The organism is Dongia deserti (genome assembly GCF_003574735.1).
Taxonomy (GTDB): Bacteria; Pseudomonadota; Alphaproteobacteria; order Dongiales; family Dongiaceae; genus Dongia_A; species Dongia_A deserti.
In genome coordinates, this window is the sequence record NZ_QORW01000012.1 from 1 (window position 1) to 15,728 (window position 15,728).

Sequence of the window (15,728 nt, forward strand, 5' to 3'; positions counted from 1 at the left end):
CCCAACAGCACAGATCGCTCCACACCGCCGCAACCAACAACAACCAAACCCAAGATCCACGAAAACAGCAAAAGCTCCGGATACCACCCAAAAGCCCGCCGCCCGCGAATCCCTTCTCTCAATATCAACTCTGTCAAATAGCTGGGCGTCGCACGCGCGACGCTCTGGCCTGATTCGGCCGGAGACAATCGCGCAATATAGCGATGCCGGGTGGGTGATTCAAGCGCCCCTCGGGGCATCACCCGCAGAACTAACAGCGATTTTCTGCTGCTGTTTCCGGAGCCGACCTAGAACCAGCGGCTCCGTTCGACGGCGCGGTTTCTAGTCGAGTCCGCGCGGGGTGTAAAGAGGAAAACGCAACAATCTTATCCACAACCCCGCTCTGCCAAGATGGGGTCGACCACGCGGCATCGCAAGCCCAGAATTCGTGCGTCGGGATATCGCAGACTCCCGGCTTTCCCAAGACGCCTGGCATCCAAGCCTTGCTCAACGTAATTGCGCACCAGGCGCAAAGGAGAGCATTGCCGGGCTTCTTCAACCGAGACTCTCCCGTCGATTCCGACGCCGAAGTCGTTCGAATTTTGGGATCAGCGCGCCCGCTAGTGACCGACGTTCGGCGTGATGCCGCCTCCACGGCATCGTCGTATATGGTCCGCGGCACACTCGATCGCACGCCCGAACGTCAATTCTGCGGCGGCCAATTATGCGTCTCGCCCTGCAGGCTTTTGCACCACGCGTACAGAGCGTCATACATCACCATGCCGTGGCGGAGCATCTCATGGTCATCGCCGAAGATGGCAGATAGACCCAGGGAGATCGCGAACAGACCAGCCGACTGCGGCGTCAGGTCAAGGCGGGACGTATCCGCGCCACGCACGATCAGGGCCAGCCGATCCAGAGCAGGATCGTGCAGATCGTAGCGCTCCAGGAATGCATCGAAGCTGCACTTATCGGCGACATGGCTGAACTCAACGCCTGGGATATCGTAAGGCGTGGCTCCAGTCTGCTTCGCCACCTCCAGGACCTTGTCGCTCGGCACGTAGAGAAACTCGGGCTGCTGATCGATGAAGCGACTGATCAGCCACGGGCAAGCGATGCGGTCGATCTTCGGGCGCTCTCTCGTAATCCACCTCACGGCTCGGCACCTCCTCTAGCTCTTCGGCATTGTCGGTCCGCCGATGGCATGCCAGGCGGCGATACCACCGGTCAGATTGCGCGCGTTGAATCCCCGCTGCCTGAGCGCCGCGGCCGCGTCCCCACTCACCTGGAAGCCATAAACGCAGTAGACGATCACCAATCGATCCTTCGGCAAGTCCTTGGCCCATTGCTCGAGCCGAGCAGGGTCCCGGTATTGGGCACTAAGCAGGATGTCCGTGCCGTTGGCGAGATCGTCGGCCAAGCGGACATCGAGCACGACCACATCGCCATTTCGGGCGAGCATATCGCGCAGTTCTTCGACGGTGATCGCTTCCCCCTCGCGTGAGGTTTCCGAGGACAAGTGCGGTGCTTCCATCGCGCGGCCATGCCGTTCCGCGACGCGCCCCCAGTGGATATTCGCCATGAAGGCATCGACATAGGCAGCGGCTTTGGCGCCGAAGTCCACGTGATAGGCGTGCTCGTACATGTCGAGCGCGAGGATCGGCTGTCCACCACTGAGGCAATGCGCGTGATCGGAGGACCACTGATTCACGAGGCGGCCCAGCCTTGCTGACCAAGTCAGGAGAACCCAGCCAGAGCCGCCGGCTAATGCCCTCCCCATCGCGATGAACTCGCGCTTCCAAGCCTCGACGCTGCCAAAGTCGCGTTCCAGGTGCTCGGCGAGAGAACCGGACGGATCACTGCCGTCGCCGCCCAATCCATCAAAGTAGACCTCGTGCAGGATGACCGAGTTCGCGGCGATCAGCTGCTCACGTTTCAGGCCATTGATCTCGAACACCGCAGCCTTATCCCAGTCCACGCCGGACAGCTTCGCCTCGATGGCATTCAGCCTCCGCAGAGCGCCACCGTAGTTATTCTCGTAATGGCTGGCCATCATTCGCTCTGACAATCCGTGGAGCCGAGAAGGCTTGAATAACAGTGGCTTAACTGAATATGGCATGGCTTTCTCCGTTCTCATTTCTTTTTATGATACAGGCATATTATGCATGATACAACTGTTGCAAAGTCGACCGGACGGTGATATCAATGGCTCATGATGGACGCGCAAGATGGAGCCGAGCGATGGCTGCTCCTGATCCACCAATTGCCCGCGAAGCCAGCTTATTTCCGGGTGAAGGTCTGGCGGCGCTTGCAGGGGATCGGCGCTATTGGCGTGAAGAACTCCGTCTATGTTCTCCCCTCGAACGAGCAGACTCAGGAGGATTTCGAGTGGATACGGCGAGAGATCGCTGACGGCGGTGGCGAGGCTATGGTCTGCGAGGCGCGGATGATTGAAGGCCTTGATGACCACGAGATCCGCCAGATGTTCCGAGCCGAGCGCGACGCTGACTACGAAGCTGTGGCAAAGGAAGCCAGGGAGCTGGCCATGGTCTTTGCGAACGCGCCTTCGAATGGACCGCAAGCGGACACTAGGGCCCAGCTCGCGCGGCTGCGCACCCGGCTAACGCAGATCGCCGCCATTGATTTTTTCGGCGCCAACAGCCGAGAGACGGCAGAAGGCATCGTCTCCGCGCTGGAAGCGAGGGTCAGAAAGGAAGGCGTCATGGCCAGTGACGGAATCGAGCACCGACTGCCCGGCGAGTTGGAGGGAAGAACCTGGGTCACCCGCCGTGGCGTGCAAGTCGATCGCATTGCCTCTGCTTGGCTGATCCACCGATTCATCGACCCCGAGGGCAAATTCAAGTTCGTCGATAGCAAAGGGTACAAGCCCGAGGCCGGCGACCTGCGGTTCGACATGTTCGAGGCTGAGTACACCCACGAAGGCGACCGCTGCACGTTCGAGGTGCTCCTGCAACGGGCGGGACTCCGTCATGCCGCGCTGAAAGACATCGCCGCGATCGTGCACGACATCGATCTCAAGGACGCCAAGTTCGGCCGCGACGAAGCGGCTGGCATCAAGACACTGATTGACAGCATCTGCGTCGCCACCGCCGACGACAACGAAAGGATCGCGCGGGGCAAGGCTATCCTCGACGATCTCTATTTGTATTTTCAGAAGAAGCCGGGAAATCCACGATGAATGAGCGATCGCCGACCAGCATGGCAGCTCCGGCCGGAGCTGACACCCCGCTGAGTCACAGGATCACGTTCTCGGATGCCGTGCGAGTCTGGGCGCGCGTGGCGGCGCTCTCGTTTGGCGGACCTGCCGGACAGATCGCCGTAATGCACCGCATTCTTGTCGAGGAAAAGCGCTGGATCGGAGAGAACAGGTTTCTGCATGCGCTGAACTATTGCATGCTGCTGCCTGGTCCCGAGGCACAGCAGCTCGCCGTCTACATTGGCTGGCTGCTGCACAAGACCAAGGGCGGGCTCCTGGCAGGCACGTTGTTCGTCCTGCCGGGCGTGGTTTGCATCATGGCTTTGAGCGTGATCTACGCCGTTCTCGGAGATGTTGGCCTGGTGCGGGGTATCTTCTTCGGCCTCAAGGCCGCGGTGCTGGCGATCGTGCTGGAAGCCGTCGTGCGCATCGGTAAGCGCGCGCTCAAGAACAATGTCATGCTGGCCATTGCTGCCGTTGCATTCGTCGCGATCTTCTTCGTTCATGTGCCTTTCCCGATGATTGTGCTGGGCGCAGCAGTGATCGGCTTCGTGGGCGGGCGCGCTGGGTTGCAGCCCTTCCTGGTCGCAGGCGGACACGGAGGCAGTCACGGCAAGGCTGTTCCAGATGCGGAAACCGCTCTTGGAACCGGGGTGCCTGCGCACGCTCGGCCGCCGCTCGCCTGGTCGCTGAGGGTATCGGCTATTTTCCTGCTGCTATGGCTTGGACCAACCCTAGCGCTCTTCCTGTTCCTGGGTGGCGAGAATGTATTCACCGACATTGCAGTCTTTTTCAGCAAGATGGCGGTCGTCACCTTCGGCGGCGCGTATGCAGTCCTCGCTTATGTCGCGCAGCAGGCAGTGGAAACCTATCACTGGCTGCAGCCAGGCGAGATGCTGGACGGCCTTGGAATGGCGGAGACGACCCCAGGACCGCTGATCATGGTGACGCAGTTTGTCGGCTTCATGGGCGCCTTCAGGGCGCCTGGGGCTCTCGACCCGCTTGTTGCTGGCATCCTTGGCGGACTGCTGACCACCTGGGTAACCTTTGTGCCGTGCTTTCTTTGGATCTTCCTCGGTGCTCCCTTCATCGAGGGGCTGCGCGGCAACAAGGCGCTGTCGGCCGCGCTCGCCACGATCACGGCCGCCGTGGTCGGCGTTGTGCTCAATCTGGCGGTGTGGTTCGCGCTCCACGTCCTGTTCAGGGAAGTCCGCGAGGTCTCGATCTTTGGCATCCCACAGGACGTGCCAATGCTCGACAGCGTGAACGTCCTCTCATCGCTGCTGACGCTCGCTGCGCTTGTGGCGGTATTCCGCTTCAAGGTCGGGATGATCCCGGTGCTGGCCGTTTGCTCGGCAGCGGGACTCGCCTTGTACCTGACCGTGGGTGTTTTCTGATCCGATGCGCAACGAAACCTTTTTTGTATCGCGGTAAAACGAATGGAGGTGGACGATGCAATGGGTCACGAGACAGCGCCCGAAGATCGACCGCATCGCTTGCCCATGGCTGATCACCCGCTTCATCGACAGCGATCCGACATTTCTGTTCGTGCACGTTGACGAAGTGATAGGCGTCGCCAGCGCGACGGGCGCCATCCCGTTCGACGTTCCCGGCGTGGATCTTTGGCACGGCGGTCGGGGATGCAGCTTCGACATGCTTCTTGCGAAGTACAAGCTCAATGACCCGGCGTTGAAGCGGATCGCCGCCATCGTGCGTGAGGCGGACAACGACAATGCGCCCACGATACCAGAAGCTGCGGGACTGCGCGCGATCTCGCTTGGCCTGGCTCGCGGCATCCGTGATGACCAAGCGCGGGTTTCTCAGGGTCTTATGTTGTACGACGCACTCTATCGATGGGCGCAGAACCTGGAGCCAGTTGGCCGCCCTGAGCGCGGTATCGTCCTGTGGCTCTCCCAATGGCGCGAACGCCGGGCGCTGGCCGAACTCGATCCATATTTGCTCGGCGATATCGGGCTTTCGCCCCACCAAGTCGCCGACGAATGCAGGAAGCCGTTCTGGCGCAGCTGACACCGAAGCGGCGGACCATGAAATTCCCCGTGCCACGGTCTCCCTGTGGAGTGGGCGGCGTCTGCCAAGACGACGCGGGCGCAGAGACAAACTAGAACAGGCCCAGCGTCCGAAGTTCGGCTAGCATATCCGCCGGCATATCGCCTTCTGCCGCAGCATTGGCGAGCGCCTGCCGCTGATTGGGCAGATCGGGCGGCGCGTCCTCCGCCTCCAGATAGCGCCAGCCCTGGAACGCGCGACGCGGCCGCGGCTCCACCAGGGTCACCTTCGGGTCGTAGATGATCGAGCAGTATTCCTGCCCGTCTGCATCCGTCACGTCATCCAAGCGTAGAATCCGATGCCGGACACGGATCACGCCGCGGATGACCCAGTAGAGCGAGCCGCCGTCGAGCACCTCGTCGGCGCGCTTTGGGCGCATGCGCGTCCAATGATGATCCTCGACCGGCTTCTTGCGCTTGAGCGCTTGCTTCGTCAGTCGCTCATGCTCCTGGATGAGTTGATTGACGTCGCTGACGCCTACACAAAGTTTGATAAGGTGAACGGTCATGTCTCGAAAACGTGATGCCTAGCTGGCGGGTTGATGGTCGTCAAATGACTTTGAACAGATTCCCCGAGGAGACAGCGATGTCCAGACTTCTTGTGATCCTCCTGGTCGGTGCGCTGGCCACCGGCTGCACGCCCGGGAGGATTGATCGCATTCGTGTGGAATCGGGCTACGACCCGCAGCAGTACCAATTCGTCCCTTATACGCGGGCGCTCAAGGCCGATGTGTCCGGCAACCCCTTCGGCATGGATCAGCAGGCGTTCAACGATCTGGTATCCGAGACTATTCAGCCGCCGGGGATTGTTCCGACCGATGCGAGTCCGTACCGCATCCGTCTCGCCTTCAATGGCTCCAGGAGCGTGAATAAGGATCTGGCGTGCCAGGCGTCCGGCGGCGGACCGACAAGCGGCGATCTGACGCTGGTGGCGGCCTTATGCCCCGGCTACGGGTCTGCCCTCACCTTCCTGACGGGATCGGTCTCCGACATTTCCGGGCCGGACGATCCGCGGTTCCGGAAGTTCGTGCGTTTCTCGGTCGTGAAGCTGTTCCCCGGACCCAGCCCGGACGATCGCAATGATCGCGATATCTGCTTCGTTCCGGGCTGCTGATCGACGCCGGCGGCTGGGACGCGCCGCGGTGAATAAGCACCGACCCTCACCATTTGACTTATGAAGTCTGAGTTAAGTGCAAACTATGCGCCAAGCGGTTGAATTGACAAAGCTTGCCCTATCCCTATAGTGCGCGCGACCTTATCGGCAGCGGGATCGGGCTCCCCCTGCCCACTTTCGCCCTTCGGCGATCCCAGTAAATGCCCGCATCTTGAGATAATGACGTTCGAAGAACTGGGGCTCAGCCCCTCTATCCTGCAAGCGATCGCCGACGTCGGCTATCAGCAGCCCACCCCCATCCAAGCCCAAGCAATTCCAGTGGTTCTCATGGGCCGGGACGTGCTGGGATGCGCCCAAACCGGCACCGGAAAGACCGCCGGTTTCACCCTGCCCATGATTGAGATCCTGAGCAGCGGCCGGGCCAAGGCCCGGATGCCGCGCTCCCTCATCCTGGAGCCGACTCGGGAGCTGGCGGCCCAAGTGGCGGACAGCTTCGAGAAATACGGCAAGAACGCCAATCTGAGCTATGCGCTCCTGATCGGCGGCGAAAGCTTCACCGATCAGGAAAAGAAACTGGACCGCGGCGTTGACGTGCTGATCGCCACACCCGGCCGCCTCATCGACCTGTTCGAGCGCGGCAAGATCCTGATGAACGATGTCAAGATCCTCGTGATCGACGAGGCCGATCGGATGCTCGACATGGGCTTCATTCCGGACGTCGAGCGGATCGTCGGGCTGCTGCCCAAGCTGCGGCAGACCCTGTTCTTCTCCGCCACCATGGCGCCGGAGATCCGCAAGCTGGCGGATGCGTTCCTGATGAATCCGAAGGAGGTCAGCGTTGCTCCGCCAGCGACGGCGGCCGCGACTGTCGTTCAGGCCATGGTGGTAGTGGAGGCCGAGCAGAAGCGCGAAGCCTTGCGCCGGCTGATCCGTAGCGAGAACGTCACCAATGCGCTCATCTTCTGCAATCGCAAACGCGATGTGGAGATCCTGTTCAAGTCGCTTACCAAGCATGGCTTCGATGCGGTGCGCCTCCATGGCGACATGTCGCAGCCGGCGCGCACGGAGACGCTGGACAAGTTCAAGCGCGGCGAAGTGCGGCTGATGGTGTGCAGCGACGTGGCTGCCCGCGGGCTCGACATTAAGGGCCTCAGCCACGTCTTCAATTTCGACGTTCCGATGCATGCCGAGGATTACGTGCACCGGATCGGACGCACCGGGCGCGCCGGGCGCGAAGGCCACGCTTTCACCTTGGCCGCGCCGAGCGATGGCAAATATGTTGCTGCGATCGAGAAACTGGTGGGCACGACGATCCCGCGCATCACCATCGAAGGCCTGGAAGGCGTCGCTCTGGCCAGCGGGCGGGAGCATCGCGGCCGGGGCAGCCGCCACGACCGCGGCCGTCAGCAGAAAGAGAAGCGCCAGCGCAAGGTCGAGGAAGTGATCGACGCGGTGGTGCCGCATCCGGAGCGCGAGATCGGCCGGCACGCCATGCTGGAAGCCAGCGTCGCTTTGCCCCTGCCGGCCGACAAGGAGCCGCACTTCAACCGCCACCAGCGCCGTTCAGGCGGCCGGGATCACCAGGAAACGGAGCAGCATCCGCCCCGTCCGCAGCGCCGGGATGGACGTGTTCATCACACGGATGGCGGCTTGCCGGGCCTCGCCTTCGGCGATCACACGCCGGCCTTTCTGTTGCGCCGCGGCCGCAGCGAAGCGCGCTGATCCCAAAAAAGGAAGCGCGGGAGTTTCCTCCCGCGCCAAGCTTGCTGCAGTCTTCCAGCCTTAGTTGGTGACGGTTTCGTCACCGGTATCGCTGGTGTCACCAGTGTCCCCAGCATCAGCCGTGTCATCACCGGTGTCATCTCCAGCGTCATCGCCGTCGATGTCGTCATTGGGGGCGCCATTGGCCGCGGCGGCGATAGCATCGGCCGTTCCTTGGTCGAGCGCAGGACCCGTTTCCTCCGCGGTCTCGTCCGTCGTTTCGCCCGTCGGCGCCTCATCGGTGGTCGGGATGCCAAGCTTGTTGGCAACGGCCTGGACCTGATCGCCCGTGACCGTCTTGTTGGTCATTCCGGCCACCATTCCACCGAGCTCATCGACGGTCGTTTCATCGGCGACCTCGTCACCCTCTTCGGTCGTGCCCTCGTCCGCCGTCTCCTCGTCGTCCATGCCGAGGAAGCCTCTCAAAGCTTCACCGAATTCGCGCGCCATACCGAGCGGCGAGTTGGCACTGGCATTCGCGATGGCGGTGTCGGAAGCGTGCAGGACGCCATTCAGCTTCCCGAGTTCGCTGGGATGCAACCCCTCGCCGTCCTCGGCATCGACCTTTGCTGCCTTGGCTTCGCTCTTCGCGGCGTCGCTATTGCCGCCGTGGTTTCCGTTGTTGCCATTGCCGCCGCCGTTGCCGCCACCATTGCCGCCGCCGTTGCCGCCACCATTACCACCGCCGTTACCCCCACCGTTCCCGCCGCCGTTCTTCGCGTAGGCCGGCTGCTCGAGATCGAGCGCTGCCAGGCCCATCGGGGCGACCGCGGCGATCAGAAGCGAGGTCAGAAGAGTACGAATGGTTGGCCTCATTGTTGACTTCCTCGTGTTGTTCGAGTTGGTGCCGGGAAGCTACCAATGAACGCCTGAATGGGGCATGAACCGAAACGAGTGAAAGTCAATGTAATTCATTCATTTAGCGGTGTTTTTTCAGAGATGTTGAATGACATTCTAAGGATGATGGGACGCTTGACAGTCAGGAGTGTTTAGAACAAAAAGAGAACACAGAATGCGGCTGCAGGCGATGAACACTCGGATCGACTTGGCTCACTTAAAACAGCGAATTGCCGGCATTCCCGCCTTGCGGTCGGAGTCACGTGCACCGGCAGCTGTGCTTTCCACCGGAATGGCTTCCGTCGATGCCTATCTGCAGGAAGCCGGTGTTCCACTCGGCGCTGTCCATGAAATTGCCGGCCATGCCGGCGATGAGGAACAAGGCGCGGCAGGTGCCGGCTTTCTTGCGCGCTCACTGAAGTCCAATGCGGCGACGGGATGGATCGCCTGGATCACACAGGATACCGATCTCTATGCGCCTGGTCTTGCCGCCTTCGGGCTTGATCTGCGGCGGTTGATCCTCGTTTCCGCCCGGCGCGATGCGGAAGTGTGCTGGGCGCTCGAGGAAGCCTTGCGCAGCCGATCCTTGAGCGCGGTCGTGGGAGAGACAGGCGTTCTGACGCTCAATGCCACGCGCCGTCTGCAATTGGCGGCAGAACAAGTCGGCATTCCCTGCTTCTTATTACGGCGTTGGCGGACGCAGGAAGCAGCGCAACAACAGCGCGCACAGCCGATCGCAGCGGTCACACGCTGGCGTATTACGCCCCAGCCTCACGCGCGCATGCCGGATCAAAAGCTGACAACACTGCCGGAGCTGGGGCCGGCGCATTGGCGTCTCGATCTTTGGCGCTGCCGCAATGCGACGGCAGCTTCCTGGATCATGGAGTTCGATCATGCTGATCAACAGCGGGGCGCGGCGTTTCCTGTCCCTGTGGCTCCCGCACTGGCCGACCGATCAATATCGGCGGCGCCAGCGACGGAACCTGAAGCAGGGCGGGCAACGGCCACCCTCCTTCGCTTCGGCTGAGCGCGCGCCAGCAGAGCCGCCGCTAGTCATGGCTGCGCAAGCGGGCAACCGCCTGGAAATCCAGGCGGTGAACCCTGCTGCCCGGGCGCTCGGCTTGAAGCCCGGCATGGCAGTGGCCGATGCGCGCGCCTGGGTACCGCAGGTCGTGGTGCTTCCGCTCGATCCCGAAGCGGATGCAGCGGACCTCAAGCGCCTCGCCGATTGGACGACACGCTTCTCGCCCTTGGTTGCAATCGACGGCACCGATGGTTTGATGCTGGATATCGCCGGTTGCGCGCATCTGTGGGGCAGCGAAACGCGGATGCTCGCCGATCTCGACCGGCACATGCGCACCTTCGGCTTGCATTATCGCGTCGCCGTCGCAGATACGATCGGTGCGGCATGGGGCGCCGCGCGCTTCGGCGCGGGTACGAACCCGATCGTGCCGCATGGTCAGCAGAGAGCCGCTTTGGCCGATTTGCCGCCGCAAGCGCTGCGCTTGCCGGGGGAGTTATGCGCGCAATTGCAGCGGCTGGGGCTGAAGCGCATTGCCGATCTCTGCACCCTGCCGCGCGCGGCCCTGGCGCGGCGGTTCGGCACCGGGCTCATGGACCGGCTGGACCAGGCGCTGGACCGGCAGGACGAGATCCTGTCGCCCCTTCTGCCGCCGCCGCAATGCTATGTGCGGATGGACTTCGCCGAGCCGATCACGCAACGCGCCGATATCGACCGCGCGCTCACACTGCTGCTGAAGCGGCTGACGGAAGCGCTGCGGCCGCATGAAAGCGGGCCGCGCAAGCTGGACCTCTCCTGCTATCGCCTGGATGGCGAGACGCAGCGCCTCACCATCGGGACCGCGCGTGCCAGCCTAAATGCCGCGCATCTCTTCCGCCTGTTCGAGGAAAAGCTCAATCAGCTCCACCCTGATGACGGGTTCGAAGCGATGCGCCTGTCGGGGCGCGAGATGGAGCGGTTGACGACACAGCAGCACGATTTCGAAGCGGGCAGCGCCATCCGCCACGATCTGGCGCCGCTCATCGATCGCTTGAGCAACCGGCTGGGCGAGAGCGCCGTCCATCGCGTCGAGACCTGCGAGAGCCACATTCCGGAGCGTGCCGTGCGTCGCCTGCCGCCGCTCGCTGAAAGCCCGCGCCTGCATTGGCCGAAGGCATCGCAGCGCCCGATCCGCTTGCTGCCGCATCCGGAACCGATAGAGGCCGTGGCGCCGATCCCGGACGATCCGCCGGTGCAATTCCGCTGGCGCCACGTGTTGCACAAGGTGCGCGCGGCCGAAGGGCCGGAGCGCATCGCCCCGGAATGGTGGCTGCCCGGCGGCGAGGATGCCGAGATCCGCGACTATTATCGCGTAGAGGATTCCGAGGGCCGCCGCTTCTGGCTCTATCGCGCTGGGCTCTATCAAACGACACCAACTCCGCGCTGGTTCATGCATGGGATGTTCGGATGACAAGGTGACAGCATTATGCTAGCATTTTGCTGTCACCAAAGGGAGAACAAAGATGGCAACCGTTACCATTCGCGATCTTGACGACAAGGTCGTCGCAAAACTGAAGGCGAGAGCAAAATCAAATCACCGATCTCTGGAAGCGGAATTGCGCGAACTTCTCTCAGGCATCGTCAGAGAGCAAGAGCGGAGACAGCGTTTCCTTGCAAAGGCTGATCGCATCGCCGCGATGACTCCTAACGTTCGTCAGACTGACAGCGCTGAGCTTCTGCGTGAGGATCGTCGGCGATGAGCCTGGTTATAGATGCCAGTGTCGCGATCAAGTGGTTCATCGATGAACCACTGCATGAGCACGCCCGGTATCTTTTGAAAGGCGAAGAACGCCTGTATGCCCCCGACCTGCTCTTAGCAGAAGTCGGCAACATTGCATGGAAAAAAGTTATCCGAGGTGAAATCGAAGAAGAGCAAGCCCAAAAGATTGCTCTATCTCTCCGTGACCTCCCGATTACGCTGTCACCAGTTAGTGAACTTATCGACCGCGCACTGCAGATAGCTCTGTCGATCAAGCATCCGGTATATGACTGCCTCTATCTAGCTTGCGCAGAGTCTCTCGATAGCTCCCTTGTTACTGCCGACGACAGATTAAGAAGAGGTTTGGCAGGAACACCGTTGGCTCTCATCTGCCAAAGGTTGGACGACCGTTACAATATTTCACTTTCGGAGGAGATGATCAAAGATTTCATACGTCAATTCGAACACATTGAAAAGACCTGGAAGAGCCTTGATACAAATGACATCAAACTTAATCTCGATACTCCTGTGTTTCGAAGCATCAGGCACGACATTCAAGCTCTCTCAGATACCCAGAAGATCGACCTTATTGCTCTAGGCTGGCTTGGACAGGGCCACTTCGGCAGTAATTGGACTCAACTGCAGGAGAATGTCAGGAAATCGCTGTCGTTAAGCAGTGACAACGATCTCATCTCTCTCGTTCGTTTATCTGAACACATTAGGATCGGCTGGCAGAAATTTAAGGTAGCCGGCACTGAAATGAAAAAATGATATTCCGCCCCGTCGAACTCCAGGTCACCACCAACTTCTCCTTCCTGCAGGGTGGGTCGCGGCCGCAGGAGCTGGCGTTGCAGGCTGCTGCGCTGGGGTATGAGGCGATCGGCATCACGGATCGCAATACGGTGGCGGGAATTGTGCGGGCCTATGATGCTTGCAATCAGATCAAGGAGCGCCTCAAGCCGATCCGCCTCATCGTCGGCTGCCGGCTCGATCTCCAGGATGCGCCGAGCCTGCTTTGTTACCCGGAGGATCGCGCGGCCTACGGCAGGCTGTGCACGCTGCTCACCCTCGGCAAGCGACGCACGGAAAAAGGCAAGTGCGAATTGACCTATGCGGATGTGCTGGATCATCGCCTCGGTCAGCAATTGGTGGCGCTGGCGCCGGAAGAGATTGACGAACGCTTTGCTGAATTCTTGAGACGTTTCCGCAATGATATCGACAGGAACGCACATCTGGCGGCCAGCCATCTCTATCGCGGCGATGATGCGCGGCGCATCCGCAGGCTTGCCCAGTTGGGAGCAGAGCATCGCCTGCCCCTCATTGCCACTAACGATGTGCTTTATCACGTGCCGGAGCGGCGGCCGCTGCAGGACGTGATGACCTGCATCCGCGAACACGTGACCATCGAGGAAGCCGGTTTCCGCCTGCTTGCCAATGCCGAGCGTCACCTGAAATCACCGGATGAGATGCAGCGCCTGTTCCGGCATTGGCCGGAAACCTTGGAGAACGCCGCACGCCTGGCCGATTCCTGCCGTTTCTCGCTTGACGAGCTGCGCTATGAGTATCCCAGCGAGCCGGTGCCCGAGGGCCTCACGCCGCAGCAGCACCTGGAGCAGCTGACCTGGGAAGGCGCCGCGAAACGCTATCCGAATGGCATACCGGAAAAGGTTCGAAGCACGCTCGCACAGGAGCTGGCGCTCATCGCCAAGTTGAACTACGCGCCCTATTTCCTGACGGTGCACGACATCGTCAGGTTCGCAGAGAGCAAAGGCATCCTGTGCCAGGGCCGCGGCTCGGCAGCGAATTCGGTCGTCTGCTATTGCCTGCGCATCACCGCTGTCGATCCGATCAAGGTCGACCTGCTGTTCGAACGGTTCGTCTCCGCCGAGCGCAACGAGCCGCCGGACATCGACGTCGATTTCGAGCACGAGCGGCGCGAAGAGGTCATTCAATACATCTACGAGAAATACGGTCGGCATCGCGCCGGCATCGCCGCGACCGTCATTTCCTACCGCCCGAAGAGCGCCATGCGCGACGTGGGCAAGGTGTTCGGCCTCAGCGAGGACGTGCTCAATCGCTTGTCCAAGACGGTCTGGGGCTGGGGCGATGACAACATCGTTCAGCAGCATATCCGCCAGGCTGGCCTTGATCTCAAAGAGCCTCGCCTTGGCCAGGTTATCGCCCTGGCGGGCGAGTTGATCGGCTTTCCGCGCCATCTGTCGCAGCATGTCGGCGGCTTCGTCATCACACGCGGCGACCTCCATGAATATGTGCCGATCGAGAATGCGGCGATGGAGGACCGCACGGTTATCGAATGGGACAAGGACGATCTCGATACGCTGCGCATGCTGAAGATCGACGTTCTGGCACTTGGCATGCTGACCTGCATCCGCAAGGGATTCGAGCTGATCGAGCAGCATTGCGGCGGAGAGAAGCTGACACTTGCCACCATTCCGCCGGAAGAGCCCGAAGTCTACGACATGCTGTGCAAGGCGGATTCAGTGGGTGTGTTCCAGGTGGAAAGTCGCGCGCAGATGAGCATGCTGCCGCGCCTCAAGCCGCGCAGTTTCTATGATCTGGTGGTAGAAGTCGCGATCGTCCGGCCAGGACCGATTCAGGGCGACATGGTGCACCCGTATCTGCGCCGGCGAGATGGGCTGGAAAAAGCGGACATCCCGCGTGCGGAGTTGCATGAGGTCCTCAAGAAGACCTATGGCGTGCCCCTGTTCCAGGAACAGGCCATGCGCATCGCCATTGTTGCGGCCGGTTTCACACCTGCGGAATCTGATCAGCTGCGGCGGGCCATGGCGACGTTCCGGCGGAACGGGACGATCGGCACCCTCAAGGAGAAATTCATCGAAGGCATGGTTGCGAAAGAGTATAGCCGCGACTTTGCCGAGCGCTGCTTCAAGCAGATCGAAGGATTCGGCGACTACGGATTCCCGGAAAGCCATGCTGCCAGCTTCGCCCTGCTGGTCTATGTCTCGGCCTGGATCAAGTGCCGGCATCCAGCCGTTTTCGCCTGTGCCATTCTGAATTCGCAGCCGATGGGGTTCTACGCGCCGGCGCAGCTGGTGCGCGACGCGCGCGAACACGACGTCGAAGTGCGGCCGGTCGATGTCAATGTCAGTGAATGGGACAACACGCTCGAGCGCACGCATGACGGCAAGCTGGCACTCCGTCTCGGCTTCCGCGAGATCAATGGCTGCCGCAAGCAGGATGCCGACGCGCTGATCAAGGTGCGCGGCGCCGGCTATCGCACGCTGCACGATCTGTGGCGCCGAAGCGAGCTGGGTCCGGCCGCGCTGGAAACCCTGGCCAAGGCCGATGCCTATGGCTCGCTGTTCATCGACCGCCGCCGGGCCTTGTGGCAGATCCATGCTCTGGATGAAGGGCAATTGCCCTTGTTCGATGCGGATGACGACACATCAGCCGATCGCGGTTGGCCGTCTCACATTCCGGCGGAGGATCTGTCGGCACCGCTGCCGGAGATGAGCCTGGGCGAGCAGGTGCTGGAGGATTATCACACGATCGGCTTCTCGCTGCGCGCCCATCCGGTTTCGCTGCTGCGGGATCGGCTGAACAGGTTTGGCATCACACCCAACAAGACTCTTGCGACCGCCAGGAACGGCGAGCGGATCAAGGTGGCTGGCCTTGTCCTGGTGCGCCAGCGACCCGGCACCGCCAGCGGCGTCATTTTCATGACCCTCGAGGACGAAGGCGGAATCGCCAATATCGTGGTCTGGCCCAAAGTGTTCGAAGCCTATCGCCGCATCGTGCTCGGCAGCCGGATGGTCGCAATCGAGGGGAAGCTGCAGCGCGAGGGCCTGGTGATTCATGTGGTCGCGGATCGGGTGACGGATTTGAGCCCGCTGCTGCGCACGCTGAATGAGGAGCAGCATGACACGGACCGGGTGATCGCGCGTGGCGACCAGGTGAAATACGCCACCAGCGGCGATCAGCGCCTGCGCGTCCGCAGCCGGGATTTCCACTGA

14 protein-coding genes are annotated in these 15,728 nt (G+C 61.4%); 10 read left to right on the forward strand and 4 right to left on the reverse strand.

The features are described from left to right. Positions 1–682 precede the first annotated feature (682 nt). Both DTX69_RS18850 and DTX69_RS18855 read right to left on the reverse strand, forming a co-directional pair. Positions 683–1,135 carry a chromate resistance protein ChrB domain-containing protein gene (locus tag DTX69_RS18850; protein ID WP_119303118.1) on the reverse strand — a complete coding sequence of 151 codons (453 nt, stop codon included), beginning with the start codon at positions 1,133–1,135 and terminating at the stop codon, positions 683–685. A 15-nt stretch (positions 1,136–1,150) separates the two neighbouring features. Beyond that, on the reverse strand, positions 1,151–2,035 hold the full coding sequence (locus DTX69_RS18855) for a Fe-Mn family superoxide dismutase (RefSeq protein ID WP_284735909.1): 885 nt from the start codon (positions 2,033–2,035) through the stop codon (positions 1,151–1,153). A 156-nt stretch (positions 2,036–2,191) separates the two neighbouring features. On the opposite strand from DTX69_RS18855, the gene DTX69_RS18860 reads away from it, so the two are divergent. Genes DTX69_RS18860 through DTX69_RS18870 form a run of 3 tightly spaced genes read left to right on the forward strand, consistent with a single transcriptional unit; the run spans position 2,192 to position 5,224 of the window. Then, positions 2,192–3,178 carry a chromate resistance protein ChrB domain-containing protein gene (locus DTX69_RS18860; protein WP_284735910.1) on the forward strand — a complete coding sequence of 329 codons (987 nt, stop codon included), beginning with the start codon at positions 2,192–2,194 and terminating at the stop codon, positions 3,176–3,178. Beyond that, positions 3,175–4,593: a chromate efflux transporter gene (gene chrA / locus DTX69_RS18865; protein WP_284735912.1), complete on the forward strand. Its 1,419-nt coding sequence runs from the start codon at positions 3,175–3,177 to the stop codon at positions 4,591–4,593. Before DTX69_RS18860 ends, chrA begins: the two co-directional genes overlap by 4 nt. A gap of 55 nt (positions 4,594–4,648) precedes the next feature. After that, positions 4,649–5,224: a chromate resistance protein ChrB domain-containing protein gene (locus tag DTX69_RS18870; protein ID WP_162917356.1), complete on the forward strand. Its 576-nt coding sequence runs from the start codon at positions 4,649–4,651 to the stop codon at positions 5,222–5,224. Between the two features lie 91 nt (positions 5,225–5,315). On the opposite strand, the gene DTX69_RS18875 is transcribed toward DTX69_RS18870, so the two are convergent. Further along, complete coding sequence (locus tag DTX69_RS18875) at positions 5,316–5,771, reverse strand: DUF1489 family protein (protein ID WP_119303120.1); 456 nt, start codon at positions 5,769–5,771, stop codon at positions 5,316–5,318. A gap of 77 nt (positions 5,772–5,848) precedes the next feature. Between DTX69_RS18875 and DTX69_RS18880 the strand changes: the two genes are divergently transcribed. Beyond that, the gene (locus tag DTX69_RS18880; RefSeq protein WP_119303121.1) at positions 5,849–6,376 is read left to right on the forward strand and encodes a hypothetical protein; all 528 of its coding nucleotides are present in this window, start codon (positions 5,849–5,851) and stop codon (positions 6,374–6,376) included. Positions 6,377–6,595: 219 nt separating this feature from the next. Next, a complete protein-coding gene (locus DTX69_RS18885) occupies positions 6,596–8,098 on the forward strand; it encodes a DEAD/DEAH box helicase (RefSeq protein ID WP_119303122.1) in 1,503 nt (500 codons plus the stop codon). Between the two features lie 60 nt (positions 8,099–8,158). On the opposite strand, the gene DTX69_RS18890 is transcribed toward DTX69_RS18885, so the two are convergent. Continuing rightward, positions 8,159–8,896, reverse strand: coding sequence for a hypothetical protein (locus tag DTX69_RS18890; RefSeq protein ID WP_162917355.1), 738 nt, complete (start codon positions 8,894–8,896; stop codon positions 8,159–8,161). Positions 8,897–9,149: 253 nt separating this feature from the next. Between DTX69_RS18890 and DTX69_RS30750 the strand changes: the two genes are divergently transcribed. Genes DTX69_RS30750 through DTX69_RS18915 form a run of 5 tightly spaced genes read left to right on the forward strand, consistent with a single transcriptional unit; the run spans position 9,150 to position 15,728 of the window. Continuing rightward, entirely contained in the window at positions 9,150–10,001 is an 852-nt protein-coding gene (locus tag DTX69_RS30750) for an ImuA family protein (protein ID WP_284735913.1), read from the forward strand. Positions 10,002–10,029: 28 nt separating this feature from the next. Then, positions 10,030–11,445, forward strand: coding sequence for a Y-family DNA polymerase (locus tag DTX69_RS18900; RefSeq protein ID WP_284735914.1), 1,416 nt, complete (start codon positions 10,030–10,032; stop codon positions 11,443–11,445). Positions 11,446–11,497: 52 nt separating this feature from the next. Next, a complete protein-coding gene (locus DTX69_RS18905; RefSeq protein WP_284735915.1) occupies positions 11,498–11,734 on the forward strand; it encodes a FitA-like ribbon-helix-helix domain-containing protein in 237 nt (78 codons plus the stop codon). Further along, positions 11,731–12,504: a type II toxin-antitoxin system VapC family toxin gene (locus DTX69_RS18910; RefSeq protein WP_119303126.1), complete on the forward strand. Its 774-nt coding sequence runs from the start codon at positions 11,731–11,733 to the stop codon at positions 12,502–12,504. The genes DTX69_RS18905 and DTX69_RS18910 overlap by 4 nt, the downstream gene beginning before the upstream one ends. Further along, on the forward strand, positions 12,501–15,728 hold the full coding sequence (locus DTX69_RS18915) for an error-prone DNA polymerase (protein ID WP_119303127.1): 3,228 nt from the start codon (positions 12,501–12,503) through the stop codon (positions 15,726–15,728). The genes DTX69_RS18910 and DTX69_RS18915 overlap by 4 nt, the downstream gene beginning before the upstream one ends.